This is a genomic window from Blastococcus sp. TF02A-35, assembly GCF_004571075.1.
In the GTDB taxonomy this organism is placed as follows: Bacteria; Actinomycetota; Actinomycetes; order Mycobacteriales; family Geodermatophilaceae; genus Blastococcus.
In genome coordinates, this window is the sequence record NZ_SPQP01000003.1 from 21797 (window position 1) to 38474 (window position 16678).

The following is a 16678-nucleotide window of genomic DNA, read 5'->3' on the forward strand; positions in this document are numbered from 1 at the left end:
GCCCGGCAGCACTTTGTGAAATGGTTCACAAAGTGGTCGGTCCCGAGTCTAGGACCAGGTGTGACCCAGCTCGCAATGACCCCTCGGGAAGTGGCCCCGGAAGAGCGGTCGGGACATCAGAACGGCGGCGGCCCCACGGGTGCCACGTCGGGTCCGGGCAGCGCCGGTTGGACCACGGGGTCACGCGATCCGGGCGGCCGGGTCGTGCGGGTGACCCCGCTCGGCGTCGTGACCCGCACGGTGCCGTCCGGGAGCAGCTCGAAGCGCCACCCCCGGGCGAAGGTCTTCAGCCGGTGGTGGGTGCGGCACAGGCAGCACAGGTTGTCGCAGCTGGTGCGCCCACCGCAGGCGTAGGGCACCACGTGGTCGGCGTCGGTCCGTCCCGCCTGCCGCGAGCACCCGGGGTGTCGGCAGGTGCCGTCCCGGAGCCGGAGGAACCTCACCTGCGCCGCGGAGGGGGCGTGACCGCTCACCGCGGGAGGAGGGCCGGCCAGGGCGCAGCCGCAGGCGGCGTCCCGGCCGTGGGCAGGGCACCCCCTGGCGGCGAGCCGGCGGACCTCCGCCGGCGTGAGAGATGCCAGGAGCGCACCGTCCGCGCCCGTGACCGCAACGGCGAGGCTCCCGCCCGGCGGCTCCTGCACCCCGAGCGCGCCCAGCCGGGCGAGGAGCTCCCGCACCTGCCCGGCGGTCACCGGGGCACCGTCCACGCTCGGGCCCCGCTCGTCGTCGGGAGCGGCCCCCTCCGGCCGCAGCGCCGACAGCGGGGCGACCACGGTGACGTGCCCGGTCATGGCAGGGCGCGAGGTGTCCCACGGCCGCAGCACCAGGGCCGCGTGCGCCTCGGCCCGGAGCACCCCGATGGGCCGGTCGTCGCCGGTGGTCCTCGCCAGCTGGGCCGCCTGGTCGATCGCCGACCACATGGCCGCCGCCACCGGGGAGGGGAGCTCGCTGGTCAGCGCCGACATCCCGTCGGCGGTGGGACGCGTGCGCACGTCGGCGCGGCGCTCGGCCTCGACCCGGCGCTGCTCGGCGAACTCCTCGTCCGCCGCGGTCGCCGCGGCCACCAGCCGCCGGCGGAGCCTCCCCGAGGAGAGCTGCGCGGCCTCGGGCAGCAGGAGCGGCACCACGGCGGCGACCACCTCGTCGGAGGCGTGCCCGAGCACGTCGGCGAAGACCTGCGCCCGGAACCAGTCCAGCCGGCCCTCGCTGCACGCTTCCCACACCGCGGGCATCCGCTCGACCAGCGCGTAGGAGTCGGCGAGCAGCCCGGCGGCGAAGACGGGCGAGCAGTTGAGCACGAGCGCCAGCTCCTGGGGCAGGAACTCGCTCGTACCGGGGACCGGGGAGCCGGATCCCCGACGCCGGGCACCGGGGTGGCCGGGCGGCGGGTCGTCGGTGTCGGGCCGCTCGGCGGCCAGCGACATCAGCAGCTCCGCCTCGTACGCGCAGTCCATCGCCTTGAGCGCCTGCAGCCGCCGCAGCTCGGTGGCCTTCTCCTCGGCCGTCAGCAGGCCCACCGGCAACCGGTCGACCAACGGCGGGCGCTCGACCAGCCACCCGGCCAGCGCAGCCTCGACCCGGCTGCGGGCGAGCTCGGCGGTGGCCACGACCCGAACCTACGTCCGGGGTACGACGGTTTCCGCAGGTCAGACCTTGCGTCCGCGGTGCAGCGCGACGATCCCCCCGGTCAGGTTGTGCCACGCGACGTCGGACCAGCCGGCCCCCTGCAGCCGGGAGGCGAGCGCCGCCTGGTCGGGCCAGGCCCGGATCGACTCCGCCAGGTAGACGTAGGCCTCCGGGTTGCTGCTCACCGCACGGGCGATCCGCGGCAGCGCCTTCATCAGGTACTCGGTGTAGACTGTGCGGAACGGCGACCAGGTGGGGCTGGAGAACTCGCAGACCACCAGCGTGCCGCCCGGGCGGGTCACCCGGTAGAACTCCCGCAGCGCGGCGTCGGGGTCGGCCACGTTGCGCAGGCCGAAGGAGATGACGACGCCGTCGACGCTCTCGTCGGCCAGCGGCAGCGCCATCGCGTCCCCGGCCACCTTGGGCACCGGCCGGGCGGCACCGGCGCGCAGCATCCCCTGGGAGAAGTCGCAGGCGATGGCGCGCACCCCACCAGCGGCCAGCTCGACGGTGGACACGGCGGTCCCGGCCGCGACGTCGAGCACGGTCTGCCCCGGGCGGGCGCCGAGCGCCTCGCGGGTGGCCCGCCGCCAGGAGGCGTCCAGCCCCCCGGAGAGCACGGTGTTGGTGACGTCGTAGCGCTTCGCCACCCGGTCGAACATGGCCGCGACCTCGGCCGGTCGCTTGTCCAGATCGGCCCTCAGGCCGGCGGTGTGCGGGTTCTCTCGCCGGTCTGCCACACCATCGACGCTACAAGGCCTCCTAGTCTTGTCTCGTGACCGCGGCCGCCCTGACCTCCCCGGCAGCGGCGTCGCGCACCGTCACCACGGTCCGGTCCGACGCCGCCGTCGAGCTGCTCGACCTGCTCCCGGCGGTCGGCGCGCTCTCCTGGGTGCGCCGGGGCGAAGGCCTCGTCGGCTGGGGCGAGGCCGCCCGCCTGGAGGTCACCGGTCCCCGTGCGCTGGCCGAGGCGGCCGCCTGGTGGGACGAGTACACCGCCGGTCTCGACGTGGACGACGAGCTCGAGGTGCCCGGGTCCGGTCCGGTGCTCTTCGGCAGCATCGCCTTCGACCCGGACGCCGGCACGTCGGTCTTCGTCGTCCCCGAGGTCGTGGTCGGCCGGCGCGACGGCGTCGGCTGGGTCACCTCCGTGGGCAGCGCACCGCCCCGCCTCCAGCCGACCGCGCTCGCCGACGGCCCGTCCCCCCGGCTCCGCTACGCCGACGGGGCGCTCGACCCGGCCAGCTGGTGCGCCGCCGTGGCCGAGGCCGTGCAGCGGATCGACGCCGGCGACCTGGCCAAGGTGGTCCTCGCCCGCGACCTGCTGGTCTCCTCCGACGTGCCGCTGGACCCGCGGCGGATGCTGCGCCGGCTGGCCGGCCGGTTCCCCGACTGCTGGACCTTCGCCGTCGACGGGCTGCTCGGCGCGACCCCGGAGCTGCTGCTGCGCCGTACCGGCCGGCGGCTGTCGGCCCGCGTCCTGGCCGGCACCGCCCCCCGCGGGGCCGGCGCGGAGGACGAGCGGCTGGCCCGGGCGCTGCTGGCCTCGCCCAAGGACCGCGCGGAGCACGCGCTCGCCGTCGACTCCCTCGTGCGCGCGCTGGAGCCCTACTGCGACACCCTCGACGCCCCCGCCGAGCCGCAGCTGCTGACGCTGGCCAACGTGCGGCACCTGGCCACCGACGTCGTCGGCTCGCAGGCCGACAGCGGCCGGGCCTCCGCCGCGGGGCTGCTGGAGCTGGTGGGCGCCGTCCACCCCACCGCCGCCGTCTGCGGCACCCCCACGCCCGACGCCGCGGCGCTGATCCGCGAGCTGGAGGGCATGGACCGCGGCCGGTACGCCGGCCCGGTCGGCTGGCTGGACTCGACCGGCAACGGGGAGTTCGGTCTGGCGCTGCGCTGCGCCGAGCTGGTCGGGGACGACGGCGCGCGGCTGTTCGCCGGCTGCGGGATCGTCGCCGGCTCCGACCCGGCCGCCGAGCTGGCCGAGACGCAGTCGAAGTTCGCCGCCTTCCAGGCCGCGCTCGAGGGCTGAGGGCTCAGCCCCGCAGGGCGTCGGCGGCGGCGGCGCGCAGGTCCCTCGCCAGAGCGGCCTCCGCGCGCTGGTCGGTGCCGACGACGACGACGCGCGGCCCGCCCAGCGCCAGTGCGCCGGGCAGCTCCTCGGGCGACCGCACCCGCGACGCCGCCCAGCCCAGCGACTCCGCCACCGCGACCAGGTCACGGCCGTGCGGGGTGCCGAACACCCGCCGGTAGTCGCCCGCGTAGCGGTCCTCCCCCGGCTCCAGCTGGGCGAAGATCCCCCCGCCGTCGTTGTCCGGGACGACGACCGTGAGGTCCGGCCGCCGCTCCCCCTCACCCAGCAGCAGCCCGGTGAGGTCGTGCAGGAACGTCAGGTCGCCGATCAGCGCGAACGACGGGCCGCCGCGCACGAGCGCCGCCCCGACGGCCGTGGAGATCGTGCCGTCGATCCCGGCGACGCCGCGGTTGGCCAGCACGGTGAGGTCGGACCGCGGGACCGCCAGCCGGTCGACGTCGCGCACCGGCGTCGACGAGCCGAGCACCAGCAGCGCCCCGGCGGGCAGGACGGCGACGACGTCGCGCGCGAGCCGGGCGGCGGTCAGCGCCGACGTCGCGTCCAGAGCGGCGTCGACGGCCGCGCCGACACGGGCGGCAGCCGCGGACCACGCCTGCACCCAGCCGGCCTCGACGGTGCCGCCCTCGCCCGGGCCCGCGTTCAGCCCGAGGCCCACACCCGCGCTCGACCGGGTGGCGTCGGCCCACCGCGGCACGGTGGTCACGGTCTCGACCTCGACCCTCGGGTCGGCCAGCAGCGCCGACACCGGGCGCGAGAGCGTCGGCCGGCCCACGACCACCACCCGGTCGGGCCGGTGCCGGTCGAGCCACCCGGGAACGCCGAGGAGCAGTGCACCGCCCCGCAGCCCGGCCGCGCCGCTGGAGGGCTCGGCGATGACCGGCCAGCCGTTGCCCGCCGCCGTCGCGGCCGCGATCCGGCCCCACATCGGCGGTCCGTCCCCGATGACCACGAGCGTCCGCTGCCGCCAGCCCGAGGGCGCCGACGTGGCGTTCGTCCTCGTGCGGGCCGCCGTCCAGGGCGCGCCGTCCGGCCGCCCGGCCCAGGGGCCGGTGAGCTCTCCCGGCTCGTCGTCGGGCATGAGCGGCTCGCGCAGCGCCAGGTTCAGCTGCACCGGTCCCGGGTCACCGGAGAGCGCGCCGGAGGCGGTGACCAGCGCCTTGGACACCACCGACCGCCAGTACCGGTTCTGCTGCTCCTCGCGGCCGGCCTCGGGCGTGCCCACGTCGACCGCCCAGCGCACCGCGCCCCCGTAGAGCCCGGCCTGCTCGATGGTCTGGTTGGCCCCGGTCGCGCGCAGCTCCGGCGGCCGGTCGGCGGTCAGCGCCAGCAGCGGCACCCCGCTCTGGTGCGCCTCCAGCACGGCGGCGTGCAGGTGCGCGGCCGCCGTCCCGGACGTCGTCAGCACCGGCACCGGGCGCCCTGACGCCTTCGCCAGGCCGAGCGCCAGGAACGCCGCCGTCCGCTCGTCGATGCGCACGAAGAGCCGCAGCCGCCCGGCCCGCTCGGCGGCCGCGAGCGCCAGGGCGACCGGGGCGGAGCGGGAGCCGGGTGCCAGGACGGCGTCGGTCACGCCGCCACGCAGCAGCTCGTCGACCAGCACGCGGGCTAAGGCGGTCGAGGGGTTCACGCGGCCAGCACCTCCTCGATGCGGGCCCGCCAGCGGGCGGTGGTCCCGTTCCCGGCGCCCAGGTCGGCGAGCCGGTCGGGCTCGGGGCGCACCACCGGCAGCGCGCCGTCGACCGGCAGCAGGGGGGACGACGACACGTCACCGGTGAACAGCGCGACGGTGGCCAGCCCGCAGGCGAACGGCAGCTCCGGCAGCGCGGCGGCCAGCGCCACCCCGGCGGCGATGCCGACCGAGGACTCCAGCGCGGAGGAGACGACGCAGGGCAGCCCGTGGGCCTCCGCCACCCGCAGCGCGGCCCGCACGCCGCCGAGCGGCTGCACCTTGAGGACGACGACGTCGCCGGCCTCCCGCAGGTCCACCGCCAGCGGGTCGTCGGCCCGCCGCACGCCCTCGTCGACGGCGACGCGCACGTCGATGCGGCGGCGCAGCGCGGCGAGCTCCGCCAGCGTCGCGCACGGCTGCTCGACGTACTCCAGGCCGACGGCGGCGTCGAGCTCGCGGATGCGGCGCACCGCGGTGTCGACGTCCCAGGCGGCGTTGGCGTCGACCCGGACCGCCCCGCCGGGGCCGAGCGCCGACCGCACCGCCTCCACCCGGGCCAGGTCCTGCGCGTGCGTCTGCCCCGGCTCGGCGACCTTGACCTTGGCGGTCCGGCAGCCCGACGCCGCCACGATCGCGTGCGCCCGCTCGGCGTCGACGGCGGGGACCGTGACGTTCACCGGCACCGAGCCGCGCACCGGCGCGGGCCAGCCCTCGACGGCGGCCTCGACCGCGGCGGCCCACCAGCGGCGGCTCTCGGCGGCGTCGTAGTCCCAGAACGGCGAGAACTCGCCCCAGCCGGCCGGCCCGCGCAGCAGCACGCCGTCGCGGACGTCGATGCCGCGGAACCGGGCACGCAGGGGCACCTCGTAGACCGCCACCTCGGTGATCGCCGCGGGCAGCGCGGCGGCACGGGCGACGGTCACGGTGATCAGCGTAGTTCGGCAGGGCCGTAGGCTTGCCCCTCGTGGGTGAGCGGCTGAATCCGGTGCCGGCCGCCGACCTCTCCGACGACGACGTCCGCGCCGCCCTGGACGGTCTGCGCCCGCTGGCCGTGCTGCCGTCGGGCCCCGCCCCGGTCGTCGACGCGGCCCGTGCGGTCCTCCGCCCGGACGAGCCGCTGGAGCCGGGCACCGACCTCGTCGTCGTCACCTCCGGCTCCACCGGCGGTGGGCGGGGCGTGCTGCTGTCGGCCGCCGCGCTGCGCGCCTCCGGGACGGCGACGCTGGACCGGGTCGGCGGCCCCGGCAGCTGGCTGCTGGCGCTGCCGGTCTCGGCGATCGCCGGCCTGCAGGTGCTCTGCCGCAGCCTCCTCGCCGGGCGGACGGCGACCCGGCCGGCGGAGGGCGAGACGCTGGCCGCCGCCGTGGCCCGCATGCCGGCCGGCGACCGCCGCTACACCTCGCTGGTCCCCACGCAGCTGCGCCGCTGGCTGGACACCGAGCCCGACGCGCTGCGCGCCTTCGACGCGGTCCTCGTCGGCGGCGCGGCGGCCGACCCGGCGCTGCTGGCGCGTGCCCGCGCCGAGGACGTCGCCGTCGTCACCACCTACGGGATGACCGAGACCGCCGGCGGCTGCGTGTACGACGGCGTCCCGCTGGACGGCGTCCGCGTGCGCGTGGCCGACGGCGGGGTCGAGCTGGCCGGCCCCGTGCTGGCGCACGGCTACCGCGGTGACCCCGAGGGCACGGCGGCCGCGTTCGCCGACGGCTGGTTCCGCACCCGCGACGCCGGCACGCTGGCCGGCGGCCGGCTCACCGTGCACGGCCGGCTCGACGACGTCGTCATCTCCGGCGGTGTGAACGTGGCGCCCACCGCGGTCGAGGCGGCGCTGCGCGAGCACCCCGCCGTCGCCGACGCGGTGGTCTTCGGCCGCCCCGACCCGGAGTGGGGGCAGCGGGTCGTCGCCGCCGTCGTCCCGGCGCCCGGCAGCAGCCCCGGCCTGGCCGAGCTGCGCTCCTGGGTGGCCGACCGGCTGGGAGCCGCGGCCGCCCCCAAGCAGCTGCACCTCATCGACGCCGTCCCCACGCTGCACACCGGCAAGCCCGACCGCCGCGCCGTCGCGGCCCGCACCCCGGAGGTCTGATGGCCACCCCCGCCCAGTGGCTGGCCGGCGCCCGCCCCCGCACCCTGCCCGCGGCGCTCGCCCCGGTCCTGGTCGGCACCGGCACCGCCGTCGCGCTCGGCGGGTTCCGCCTCGGCCCCGCGCTGCTGGCCCTGCTCGTCGCCCTCGCCCTGCAGGTCGGCGTCAACTACGCCAACGACTACTCCGACGGACGGCGCGGCACCGACGCCGACCGGGTCGGCCCGATGCGGCTCGTGGGCTCCGGCGCGGCCGGCCCGCGGCAGGTGCTCGTCGCGGCGCTGGTCTGCTTCGCCGTCGCCGGGCTCGCCGGGCTGGCGCTGGCGGCGCTGTCGAGCTGGTGGCTGGTGCTGGTCGGAGCGGTCTGCATCGCCGCGGCCTGGACCTACACCGGGGGCCCGCTGCCCTACGGCTACCGGGCGCTGGGCGAGGTCTTCGTCTTCGTCTTCTTCGGACCGGTCGCCGTCGTCGGGACGACCTACGTGCAGACCCGCACCGTCGAGGGGCTGGCCTGGGCGGTGTCGGTGCCGATCGGCCTGCTCATCGTCGCGATCCTCGTCGTGAACAACCTGCGCGACCGCGTCGGCGACGCCGAGGTCGGGAAGCGCACGCTCGCCGTCCTGCTGGGCGACCGGGCGACCCGGTACCTGTTCGCCGGGCTGTTCGTCGCCGCCTTCGCCGTGGTCGCGGCCGTCGGGGCCACCCGGCCGTGGGCGCTGCTCGGCTTGCTCGCCGCACCGCTGGCCGTGCCGCCGTCGCGCACCGTGCTCACCGGCGGCCAGGGCCCCGCGCTGATCGCGGCGCTCCAGGGCGCCGGGCTGGTCACCCTGGCCACCGGCGTGCTGCTGGGGGCGGGCCTGGCCCTCAGCTGAGGGCCGGCCTCGCGGCCCCGCAGCGCTGCGGACCGCTCACCGGAGCAGGCCCGGGAGGTCGAGCACCGCGAACGGAGCGACCCAGAGGACGGCCGACGTCCCCCACCACTGGCGGCCCGACAGGGACGTGGCACGGCGAGCGAGCACGTTCAGCGGCGCGGCGACCAGCACGAACAGCGCCCAGAGCACCGCGACCAGGACGAAGAAGACAGCGACCCCGTCGTCGACGAGGGTCGGGTCGATCGAGGCCCACCCGGCCTGCCAGGCCACCGCCCGCCCCGTCAGGCAGGTCCAGACCAGCGGGTAGCGGCAGAGCCAACCGAGGCCGAGGCCGAGCACCAGGCACAGCGCCCACCCGAGCGGCGCCGGGAGCCGTCCGGCCCCGCCCCGGAGGCCCAGGTCAGCCCTCGCCGCTGAGCCGGCTGCGCAGCTCCGCCTTGGCCGCGGCGCGCGCGTCGGCCCGGGCCACCAGGGCGGCGGTCAGGCGGTCCCGCGTGGGGCGCAGCAGCAGGTAGGACACCGGCATCGACAGGAGCAGGCCGAAGAGCAGGCCCGGGAAGCTGCCCAGGCCGACCTGCCAGAGGACCAGCACCAGCAGCGCGGCGATCGCGAACCGCCCCACGACGTAGGCCAGCAGCAGCGGCAGCACCTTGGGCCGGGCGGTGCCGGCCGCGCCCGTCGGAACGTTCTGCTCAGCCATGACGGCCCTCCCACTTGGTCGACAGGACGACCGTCGTCCGGGTGCGTGCCACCCCTCTGATCCGGTTCAACGCGTTGACGGTGGCCTCGAGTGCCGGGATGTCGGTCACCCGCACCTTGAGCACGTAGCCCTCGCTGCCGGCCACGCGCCAGCAGTCCTCGATCCCGGGGACCTCGCGCATCGCGGCCTCCAGGCCGGTGTCGTCCACCGAGTCGCTCTCGATCACGCCGATCAGCGCGGTGACGTCCAGGCCCACGGCTGACGGGTCGACGACGGCGCGGTAGCCGGTGACCACCCCGGCCGCCTCGAGCTTGCCCACGCGCTCGTGCACAGCGGGCGAGGAGAGGCCGACCTGGCGGGCGAGCTCGGCGTAGCTGGCGCGGCCGTTGGCGCGCAGCAGGTCGATCAGCTGCCGGTCCACGGCGTCGATGGTGGTTCTCCGTCCTGCGGTCGTCAGCGGCGTCCCGAGCGCCGGTGCCGCTCGTCCGCCCCGAGTATCCCCGGCGGTCGTACGCTGGATGACGACGAGGGGGTGGGCCCGTGGTGTTCCTGGTGGTTCTGGTGGCAGCGGTCGTCGTCCTGCTGCTGGTCGTGCGTGCCGCAGCGGTGTCCGGGGACCCGGCCCGCGCCGCCCGCAAGGCCCGTCGTGCACCGCGCCCGCCGCAGGGGCGCACCCGTCCGCTGGCGCCCGACGACGACCCGGAGTTCCTCCGGGAGCTCGGCCGCCGCGTGCGCCGGGACGACGGCTCTCCCGCCTGACCCCCGCGACGGGCCCTCCCGTCAGGCGGCGCGGACCCCGAACAGCCGGCGCCAGCCCCGCTTCGGGCGCGCCTCGGCCGTCCCCGGGCCGGCCGCGTCCTCCGCGGGCTGCTCCGAGCCGCCCGGCCAGCCCAGACCGCCGTCACCGGGGTCCGGCGCGTGCGGGGCCTCGGGCCACCCCAGGCCGCCCTCGTCCGGTCCCGAGGACCGGTCCCCCCGGTGGGCGCCGCCGCTGTCGGGCGACCGCCGGGCCAGCGCGGCGGCCACGAACGGGTCCGCCGCGGCCCCGTCGGCCGCGGTGTGCCTACCCATGCCGCACCTCCGTGCGGACCTGCCGTCGTTCGACGAGCTCCATGGGGGCATGGAAGCACGGCCCTCCGACGCGGTCACCGGTGATCGGCGCGGTCTCGCCCGACAGGGCGACCGCCGGTCAGACGCCGGCGTAGCTGTGCAGGCCGGTGGAGACCAGGTTGACGAACGTCAGGTTGAAGATCATCACCAGCAGGCCGACGACGTTGACCCAGGCCGCCGGGCGCCCGCGCCAGCCGGCCGTCGTCCGCGCGTGCAGGTAGGCGGCGTAGACGACCCAGGCCACGAACGACCAGGTCTCCTTGGGGTCCCAGCCCCAGTAGCGGCTCCACGCCGCCTCCGCCCAGATGGCGCCGGCGATGACCGCGAAGGTCCACACCGGGAAGCCGAACACCGCGGTGCGGTGCGCGAGGCGGTCGAGCGTCGCGGCCGAGGGCAGCCGCGAGACGAAGCCGGTGCCCTGGTCGGCGCCGGGGCGCGAGCGGACCAGGTACAGGACGCTGGCGATGCCGCTGACCATGAAGATGCCGAAGCCGAGGATCGCCGCGGTGACGTGGATGGCCAGCCAGTACGACCGCAGCGCGGCCACGACCGGCCCGGCCTCGGTGTAGAGGCCCAGACCGATGGCGACGAGCGCCAGGATGACCGGGCCCACCACGAAGACGCCGATGTGGCGGAGGTTCGGCACGCGCACGGCGAACCAGATGAAGGCCAGCACGGTGACGAGCACGACCGCGGTCGCGAACTCGTACATGTTGCCCCAGGGCAGCCGGTCGGTGGCCAGGCCGCGCGTGACCAGGACGCCGGCGTGGGTGAGCGCACCGACCGCCGTCACCGCGAGGGCGATCACTCCCCAGCGGTTTGTGCGGGCCGCGCCGTCGGTGGCCTCGGCGGGCGCCGGACGGTCCGCGACGGTGACCCCGCCCCGCCCCGTGCCGGCGGCGGCACCGACGAGCTCGTGGGCGCGCTCGCGCCGCCGGCCGAACGCCAGGTGCGCGCAGAACGCGACCAGGGCGACCGAGTAGAGCGCGACGCTCACGGAGAAGAGGCTGTTCGACAGCTCGGCCAGCGAGGAGTCAGACACGCGGGGGGACCTCCGGATCCGGTGGTGCGGTGCGGGGGGCAGCCGTGGTGAGCGCTCCCTGCAGGTCGTCGGACAGCGCGGTGAACCGCGGACCGCTCTCGCCGCCGCCGCGCGTGAGCGAGGCCAGCGTCAGCACGGTACCGCTCCCGTCCGCGCCGGGCCCGGCGCGGGCGAAGACGCGCTCCCGGCTCAGCAGCAGCATGCCCAGGAGGCCGGCCAGCAGCGCGATCGCCGCACCCAGCACCCACAGCTGCCCGGGGTCGTGCGAGAACTGCAGCGCCGCGAACTCCTTGTAGCCGCTGAAGGTGACCCGGGTGCCGTCGGGCAGGTCGAGTGACTCCCCCACCGACAGGTTCGCCGCGCCCACCTCGGTCAGCCGGCCGCGCTCGATCTGGTCCTGGTCCAGCGAGTAGACCGACTGCGGGAGGCCGGAGTCCAGGCCCAGGTAGCCCTGGTAGGCGAAGATCGCGACCTGCGGGGCGAGCGGGCGCGGGTCGACCGAGGTCAGCACGCCACCCTGCATCAGCCCGGTCGGGGCGAAGAACCCCTCGAGGGCGAGCTGGTCCTCCTGGTCGGCCCCGAGGTCGGGGAGCTTGAGCGCCCCCTCGCTGGCCATCGTGCGCTGGTCGGTCGGGAGGAAGGGCGCCGAGACGTCGGTGAACGCCGTGCCGTCGGGCAGCGTGACGGTGAAGGTCGGGGAGAACCCGTGCCCGGTCACGTGCACCCGGCCGCCCTCGATGCGCAGCGGCTCGTTGACGCCGATCGTCGTCCGCCGCTCCTCGCCCTGCGGGTCGCCGTAGCGGATCGCCGCGGTGAACGACGACGCGGTGAGGTTCTCCTCGTACTCGGCCCGGAACTGGTCGAGGTCCACGCACATCGAGGTGAGGTCGCCGCTGTCGACCAGCGGGCCCGCCGAGTAGGTGTCGTACTGCTGGAACGAGTTGCAGAAGCCCTGCCCCTCGGTGACCAGGATGCTGCCCTCGTAGCCCCACATCTTCCCGCCGGCCAGGCCGAGCAGGAGCGCGAGCAGCGAGAGGTGGAACAGCAGGTTCCCGGTCTCCTTGAGGTGGCCCTTCTCCGCGGAGACCTCCGGGCCGCCCGCCCCGTCCCGCCGGACGACGCGGAACCGCCGCACCCGCAGCTCCTCCTCGACGACGTCGAGGGCGGCCGACGGCGGCAGCGGGCTCTCCAGCCGGCCGGAGTCGGGCAGCCGGAGCAGGTTCCGCGGCGCGGGCGGCGGCGGCGTGCGCAGCGCCCGGAAGTGCTCGGCGGCGCGCGGCAGCACGCAGCCGATCAGGGAGACGAACAGCAGCAGGTAGATCGCGGCGAACCACGGCGAGCTGAAGACGTCGAACAGGTACAGGTCGTCGAGCACCGGGGCGAGGTCCGGGTGGTCGGCGAAGTACTGGCGCACGTTGGTCTGCGACAGCGAGCGCTGCGGCAGCAGCGACCCCGGCACCGCGGCCAGCGCCAGCAGGAACAGCAGGACGATCGCGGTGCGCATCGCGGTGAGCCGCCGCCACGAGCGCAGCAGGAGCCCGCCGACGCGGCGGCCGGCCGAGGGCCTGGACGGCGGCGACGGCGGGGTGGCCGGGCGCGGGGGTGCCTCGACGCTCACAGCGAGGTCTCCAGGAAGCCGGAGGCCGCGAGCCAGGACCGCAGCCAGCCCATCATCTCGGTCCACGCGCCGGTGACCAGCAGCAGCCCGACGACCACCAGGAGGATGCCGCCGAAGCGGGTGACGGCCTGCGCGTGCCGCCGCAGGAACGAGGTGGCGCCGATGGCCCAGCGGGCGCCGAGCGCGACCAGGACGAACGGCACACCGAGACCGAGGCAGTAGGCCAGCCCCAGCAGCGCCCCGCGCCCGGCGGTCGCCTCCTGGAAGGCGAGGTTCTGCACCGCGGCGAGCGTCGGCCCCAGGCACGGCGTCCAGCCCAGCCCGAAGACGACGCCGAGCAGCGGCGCCCCCGCCAAGCCGACGCCGGGCCGGACGGACAGCCGCTTGGTGCGCTGCAGCAGCGGCAGCCAGCCCAGGAACCCGAGGCCGACGACGACGGTGACCACGCCCATCACGCGGGTGATGAGCTCGTTGTGCACCAGCAGCAGCCGCCCCAGGCCGCCGACGGCCGTGGTGAGCGTGACGAACACGGCGGTGAAGCCGAGGACGAAGAGGACGGCGCCCAGCACCATCCGCCCGCGGGGCGAGCGCTCGTCCGCGCGGACCGCCGTGGCGGTCGCGCCGCCACCGGCCGCGGGCGCCGGCACGGTCTCCCGTGCCCCGGCGCCGACGAGCCCGGCGACGTAGGACAGGTAGCCCGGCACGAGGGGCAGCACGCAGGGCGAGGCGAAGCTGACCAGCCCCACCAGCGCGGCGACGGCGGCGGCGACCAGCAGGGGCCCGTCGGAGACCAGGCCGGCGAAGGTGTCCCCCATGTCAGGCGTCCTCCTCCAGCATCCGGTCGAGCACCCGGCGCAGGTCGTCCTGCGAGATCTCCCCGGTGTAGACCGCCGCCACCCGGCCCTCGCGGTCCAGCACGATGGTGGACGGGATGGCCGTCGCCGGGTAGTCCCGGAATGCCAGCGCGACCTCGCCCTTCGGGTCGTAGAGCGACGGGAACTCGATGCCGAAGCGGTCGACGAAGGCCAGCGCGAACTGCTCGTCGACCTCCTTGACGTTCAGGCCGAGGAACTCCACGCCGTCGTCCCGGACCTCGGCGTAGACCTCCTGGAACGCCGGGGTCTCCACGCGGCACGGGCCGCACCAGGACCCCCAGAAGTTGAGGACGGCGACGTCGCCCGCCAGCTCCTCGGAGCTGAACTCCCCGCCGCCGAGCAGGGTGCCGGAGAACTCCGGCGCCGTGGCCCGCTCGGGCTCGGGGATGACCTCGCCCCGGGGGGTGCCCTCCACGAACCGGAACTCGCCGCCGTTGTTGACGTCGACGGCGTCGGACCCCGTGGAGCACCCGGCCAGCAGCAGGCCCGCGAGCATGGCTCCCGCGACTCGTCTCATGCGCCCGGCACCGCGTCGGGGTCGGTGGCACCGGCAGGCTCGGCGTAGGTGACGCCCTCCAGCCGGTCGCCGTCGTAGGTCACCGACGTGACGCTGGCCAGCGCGCACTCGCGGCGGCGCGGGTCGTGCAGGTAGCGGCGGCCCTCGAGGTGCAGGCGCGTGGTCCAGATCGGCAGCTGGTGGCTCACCAGCACCGCCTCGTGCCCCCGGGCGGCGTCCCGCGCGGCCTCGACCGCGGTGATCATCCGCGCGGCGATCTCCACGTACGGCTCGCCCCACGACGGCTGGAACGGGTTGCGCAGCTTCCACCAGTTCCGCGGCGCCCGGAACACCCCGGCACCGCCGGCGACGGCCATGCCCTCGAAGGCGTTCCCGGCCTCGATGAGCCGGTCGTCGATGGTGACGGGCAGGCCGGTGGCCTCGGCCAGCGGCTGCGCGGTCTGCCGGGCGCGCTCCAGCGGGCTGGAGACCAGGTGCACGACGTCGTGGCCGGCGAACCAGGCCGCGGCGCGGCGGGCCATGCCCTCGCCGGCGGTGGAGAGCCGGAAGCCGGGCAGCCGGCCGTAGAGGACGCCCCCCGGGTTGTGCACCTCCCCGTGGCGCAGGAGGTGGACGGTGGTCCGCTCGCTCACGAGCTCACCTCGGACAGGTCCTGGTCGGCCGGCTGCCCGTCGCCGGAGACGGCGGCCGCCGCCCGGGCCGCGGCCGGCAGCGCCTCCAGCACGCGGTCCAGCGCCTCGCCGCCGAGCTGGGCGTTGACGAACCAGGCCTCGAAGGCCGAGGGCGGCAGGTAGACACCGCGGGCGAGCAGGGCGTGGAAGAACGCGGTGTAGCGGGCGACGTCCTGGGTCCGCGCGTCGTCGTAGTCCCGGACCTGTCGCTCGTCGGGCACGAAGAAGATCGAGAACATGTTGCCGGCCTGCTGGACCCGGTGCGGGACCCCGGCGGCGAACAGCGCGGCGGAGGCCGCACCCCGCAGCACGGCGGAGACCTCGTCGCAGTGCGCGTAGACCTCGTCGGTGCAGTTGCGCAGCGTGGCCAGCCCGGCCGCCACCGCCACCGGGTTCCCCGACAGCGTGCCGGCCTGGTAGACCGGCCCGCTCGGCGCCAGGTGAGCCATCAGGTCGGCGCGGCCGCCGAACGCCGCCGCCGGCAGCCCGCCGCCCATGACCTTGCCGAAGGTGAAGAGGTCGGCCTCGACCGGGTCCAGGCCGTACCAGCCCGACCGCGAGACGCGGAAGCCGGTCATGACCTCGTCGAGGACCAGCAGCGCGCCGTGCTCGGCGGTGATCCGGCGCAGCTCGGAGTTGAAGCCGTCCAGCGGCGGGACGACGCCCATGTTGCCCGCGGCGGCCTCGCTGATGACGGCCGCGATCTGCTGGCCCTTCTCCGCGAACACCGCCTCGACGGCGGCGACGTCGTTGTAGGGCAGGACGATCGTGTCGGCGGCGGCCCCGGTGGTCACGCCCGGGGTGTCGGGCAGGCCCAGGGTGGCGACGCCGGACCCGGCCGAGGCCAGCAGCGCGTCGACGTGCCCGTGGTAGTTGCCGGCGAACTTGACCAGCAGCGGCCGGCCGGTGGCGCCGCGGGCCAGCCGGACCGCCGACAGCACGGCCTCGGTGCCGGAGTTGACCAGGCGGACGCGCTCCACCGGGGCGACCCGGCTGCGGATCTCCTCGGCCAGCTCCAGCTCGCCCTCGGTGGGGGCGCCGAAGGACAGGCCGCGGCGGGCGGCGGCCGCGACGGCGTCGACGACGGCGGGGTGCGCGTGGCCGAGGATCATCGGCCCCCAGGAGCTCACCAGGTCGACGTAGCGCCGGCCGTCGGCGTCGGTGATCCAGGGGCCGGACGCCTCCACCATGAACCGCGGCGTCCCGCCGACGGCCCGGAACGCGCGGACCGGGGAGTTCACGCCGCCGGGGGTGATCTCCTGGCCACGGGCGAAGAGGTCCGCCGACACCGGCGCCTCGTAGGGGAAGGGTGAGCTGTCCGGCGAGGTCACGGTCCCAGTGTCCCCTTCGCGGTGAGCAGTGCGGTCCGCAGGGCGCCCGGGTCCCGTGTGGGAACGAGCACGGTCCGCCCGTCCGCCAGCCGCAGCGGCAGGCCGGTGCGGCCCTGCGGCAGCGACCAGCCACCGCCGAGGACCGGGGCGCCGGCGTCGACCCCGGAGTCGACGCCGGCCAGGTGCTCGCCGTCGACCTCGGTCAGCGCCAGCCGCTCGCGGCCCACACTGAGCGCGCCGTCGTCCCCGGCTCCCTCGACGCGGACGGTCCAGAGCCGGCGGGCGGCCAGGCAGCTGCCCGCCACGATGCCGAGGACGACGGCCAGGGCGGCCCAGGCCACCACGGGCAGGTCGGGGCCGGGGAGCACCAGCTCGAGGGCGAGGAAGAGCAGCGCCGCTCCCCCGACGACCCACAGGGGCCGCCAGGAGCCCCCGGGCTCGACGTAGTCCTCCGCCGGCGCGGCCACGG

At 76.4% G+C, this 16678-nt stretch carries 19 protein-coding genes; 4 read left to right on the forward strand and 15 right to left on the reverse strand.

All coding sequences use genetic code 11. The annotated features are described in order from the left end of the window. Window positions 1–116: 116 nt before the first annotated feature. Both E4P43_RS01800 and E4P43_RS01805 read right to left on the reverse strand, forming a co-directional pair. On the reverse strand, window positions 117–1607 hold the full coding sequence (locus E4P43_RS01800) for an HNH endonuclease signature motif containing protein (RefSeq protein WP_135143714.1): 1491 nt from the start codon (window positions 1605–1607) through the stop codon (window positions 117–119). A 39-nt stretch (window positions 1608–1646) separates the two neighbouring features. Next, window positions 1647–2366 (reverse strand): demethylmenaquinone methyltransferase, encoded by a 720-nt coding sequence (locus E4P43_RS01805; protein WP_135143715.1) that lies wholly within the window; start codon window positions 2364–2366, stop codon window positions 1647–1649. A 35-nt stretch (window positions 2367–2401) separates the two neighbouring features. On the opposite strand from E4P43_RS01805, the gene E4P43_RS01810 reads away from it, so the two are divergent. After that, complete coding sequence (locus E4P43_RS01810; protein ID WP_135143716.1) at window positions 2402–3661, forward strand: isochorismate synthase; 1260 nt, start codon at window positions 2402–2404, stop codon at window positions 3659–3661. 4 nt (window positions 3662–3665) lie between these two features. Here E4P43_RS01810 and menD read toward each other — a convergent pair whose 3' ends face one another. Together menD and E4P43_RS01820 are read right to left on the reverse strand one after the other, a co-directional pair. Next, the gene (gene menD, locus E4P43_RS01815) at window positions 3666–5351 is read right to left on the reverse strand and encodes a 2-succinyl-5-enolpyruvyl-6-hydroxy-3-cyclohexene-1-carboxylic-acid synthase (RefSeq protein WP_135143717.1); all 1686 of its coding nucleotides are present in this window, start codon (window positions 5349–5351) and stop codon (window positions 3666–3668) included. Then, complete coding sequence (locus E4P43_RS01820) at window positions 5348–6316, reverse strand: o-succinylbenzoate synthase (RefSeq protein WP_135143718.1); 969 nt, start codon at window positions 6314–6316, stop codon at window positions 5348–5350. Before E4P43_RS01820 ends, menD begins: the two co-directional genes overlap by 4 nt. Window positions 6317–6357: 41 nt before the next feature. Between E4P43_RS01820 and menE the strand changes: the two genes are divergently transcribed. Together menE and E4P43_RS01830 are read left to right on the forward strand one after the other, a co-directional pair. Next, window positions 6358–7476, forward strand: coding sequence for an o-succinylbenzoate--CoA ligase (gene menE / locus E4P43_RS01825; RefSeq protein ID WP_135143719.1), 1119 nt, complete (start codon window positions 6358–6360; stop codon window positions 7474–7476). Beyond that, window positions 7476–8345: a 1,4-dihydroxy-2-naphthoate polyprenyltransferase gene (locus tag E4P43_RS01830; protein WP_135143720.1), complete on the forward strand. Its 870-nt coding sequence runs from the start codon at window positions 7476–7478 to the stop codon at window positions 8343–8345. Before menE ends, E4P43_RS01830 begins: the two co-directional genes overlap by 1 nt. A 36-nt stretch (window positions 8346–8381) precedes the next feature. On the opposite strand, the gene E4P43_RS01835 is transcribed toward E4P43_RS01830, so the two are convergent. The 3 genes from E4P43_RS01835 to E4P43_RS01845 form a co-directional block, all read right to left on the reverse strand. Beyond that, complete coding sequence (locus E4P43_RS01835) at window positions 8382–8684, reverse strand: hypothetical protein (protein WP_135143721.1); 303 nt, start codon at window positions 8682–8684, stop codon at window positions 8382–8384. A 61-nt stretch (window positions 8685–8745) separates the two neighbouring features. Continuing rightward, window positions 8746–9045, reverse strand: a complete 300-nt coding sequence (locus tag E4P43_RS01840) for a DUF4229 domain-containing protein (RefSeq protein ID WP_135143722.1) — start codon at window positions 9043–9045, stop codon at window positions 8746–8748. Continuing rightward, window positions 9038–9466, reverse strand: coding sequence for an Lrp/AsnC family transcriptional regulator (locus E4P43_RS01845; protein ID WP_232797177.1), 429 nt, complete (start codon window positions 9464–9466; stop codon window positions 9038–9040). Before E4P43_RS01845 ends, E4P43_RS01840 begins: the two co-directional genes overlap by 8 nt. Window positions 9467–9597: 131 nt before the next feature. Here E4P43_RS01845 and E4P43_RS01850 point away from each other — a divergent pair, with 131 nt between their 5' ends. Next, window positions 9598–9804: a hypothetical protein gene (locus E4P43_RS01850; RefSeq protein WP_245158884.1), complete on the forward strand. Its 207-nt coding sequence runs from the start codon at window positions 9598–9600 to the stop codon at window positions 9802–9804. Between the two features lie 21 nt (window positions 9805–9825). On the opposite strand, the gene E4P43_RS01855 is transcribed toward E4P43_RS01850, so the two are convergent. The 8 genes from E4P43_RS01855 to E4P43_RS01890 all read right to left on the reverse strand — a co-directional run bounded on the left by E4P43_RS01855 (window position 9826) and on the right by E4P43_RS01890 (window position 16676). Further along, on the reverse strand, window positions 9826–10116 hold the full coding sequence (locus E4P43_RS01855; RefSeq protein ID WP_135143724.1) for a hypothetical protein: 291 nt from the start codon (window positions 10114–10116) through the stop codon (window positions 9826–9828). A gap of 118 nt (window positions 10117–10234) precedes the next feature. Next, window positions 10235–11197 (reverse strand): c-type cytochrome biogenesis protein CcsB, encoded by a 963-nt coding sequence (gene ccsB / locus E4P43_RS01860; protein ID WP_135143725.1) that lies wholly within the window; start codon window positions 11195–11197, stop codon window positions 10235–10237. Next, entirely contained in the window at window positions 11190–12815 is a 1626-nt protein-coding gene (locus tag E4P43_RS01865; protein WP_135143726.1) for a cytochrome c biogenesis protein ResB, read from the reverse strand. Before E4P43_RS01865 ends, ccsB begins: the two co-directional genes overlap by 8 nt. Then, window positions 12812–13630: a cytochrome c biogenesis CcdA family protein gene (locus E4P43_RS01870; RefSeq protein WP_135143727.1), complete on the reverse strand. Its 819-nt coding sequence runs from the start codon at window positions 13628–13630 to the stop codon at window positions 12812–12814. Before E4P43_RS01870 ends, E4P43_RS01865 begins: the two co-directional genes overlap by 4 nt. A gap of 1 nt (window position 13631) precedes the next feature. Then, the gene (locus tag E4P43_RS01875) at window positions 13632–14207 is read right to left on the reverse strand and encodes a TlpA disulfide reductase family protein (protein ID WP_135143728.1); all 576 of its coding nucleotides are present in this window, start codon (window positions 14205–14207) and stop codon (window positions 13632–13634) included. Next, window positions 14204–14839 carry a histidine phosphatase family protein gene (locus E4P43_RS01880; protein WP_135143729.1) on the reverse strand — a complete coding sequence of 212 codons (636 nt, stop codon included), beginning with the start codon at window positions 14837–14839 and terminating at the stop codon, window positions 14204–14206. The genes E4P43_RS01875 and E4P43_RS01880 overlap by 4 nt, the downstream gene beginning before the upstream one ends. After that, on the reverse strand, window positions 14836–16209 hold the full coding sequence (gene hemL, locus E4P43_RS01885) for a glutamate-1-semialdehyde 2,1-aminomutase (protein WP_135143730.1): 1374 nt from the start codon (window positions 16207–16209) through the stop codon (window positions 14836–14838). The genes E4P43_RS01880 and hemL overlap by 4 nt, the downstream gene beginning before the upstream one ends. Then, the gene (locus tag E4P43_RS01890) at window positions 16206–16676 is read right to left on the reverse strand and encodes a hypothetical protein (protein ID WP_135143731.1); all 471 of its coding nucleotides are present in this window, start codon (window positions 16674–16676) and stop codon (window positions 16206–16208) included. The genes hemL and E4P43_RS01890 overlap by 4 nt, the downstream gene beginning before the upstream one ends. Between the last annotated feature and the right edge of the window lie 2 nt (window positions 16677–16678).

Bases quoted from the DNA above. Each gene is read 5' to 3' on its own strand.
- E4P43_RS01830 (WP_135143720.1), top strand. From the start codon at position 7,476: ATGGCCACCCCCGCCCAGTGGCTGGCCGGCGCCCGCCCCCGCACCCTG.
- E4P43_RS01855 (WP_135143724.1), bottom strand. From the start codon at position 10,116: ATGGGTAGGCACACCGCGGCCGACGGGGCCGCGGCGGACCCGTTCGTG.
- E4P43_RS01840 (WP_135143722.1), bottom strand. From the start codon at position 9,045: ATGGCTGAGCAGAACGTTCCGACGGGCGCGGCCGGCACCGCCCGGCCC.
- E4P43_RS01870 (WP_135143727.1), bottom strand. From the start codon at position 13,630: ATGGGGGACACCTTCGCCGGCCTGGTCTCCGACGGGCCCCTGCTGGTC.
- E4P43_RS01875 (WP_135143728.1), bottom strand. From the start codon at position 14,207: ATGAGACGAGTCGCGGGAGCCATGCTCGCGGGCCTGCTGCTGGCCGGG.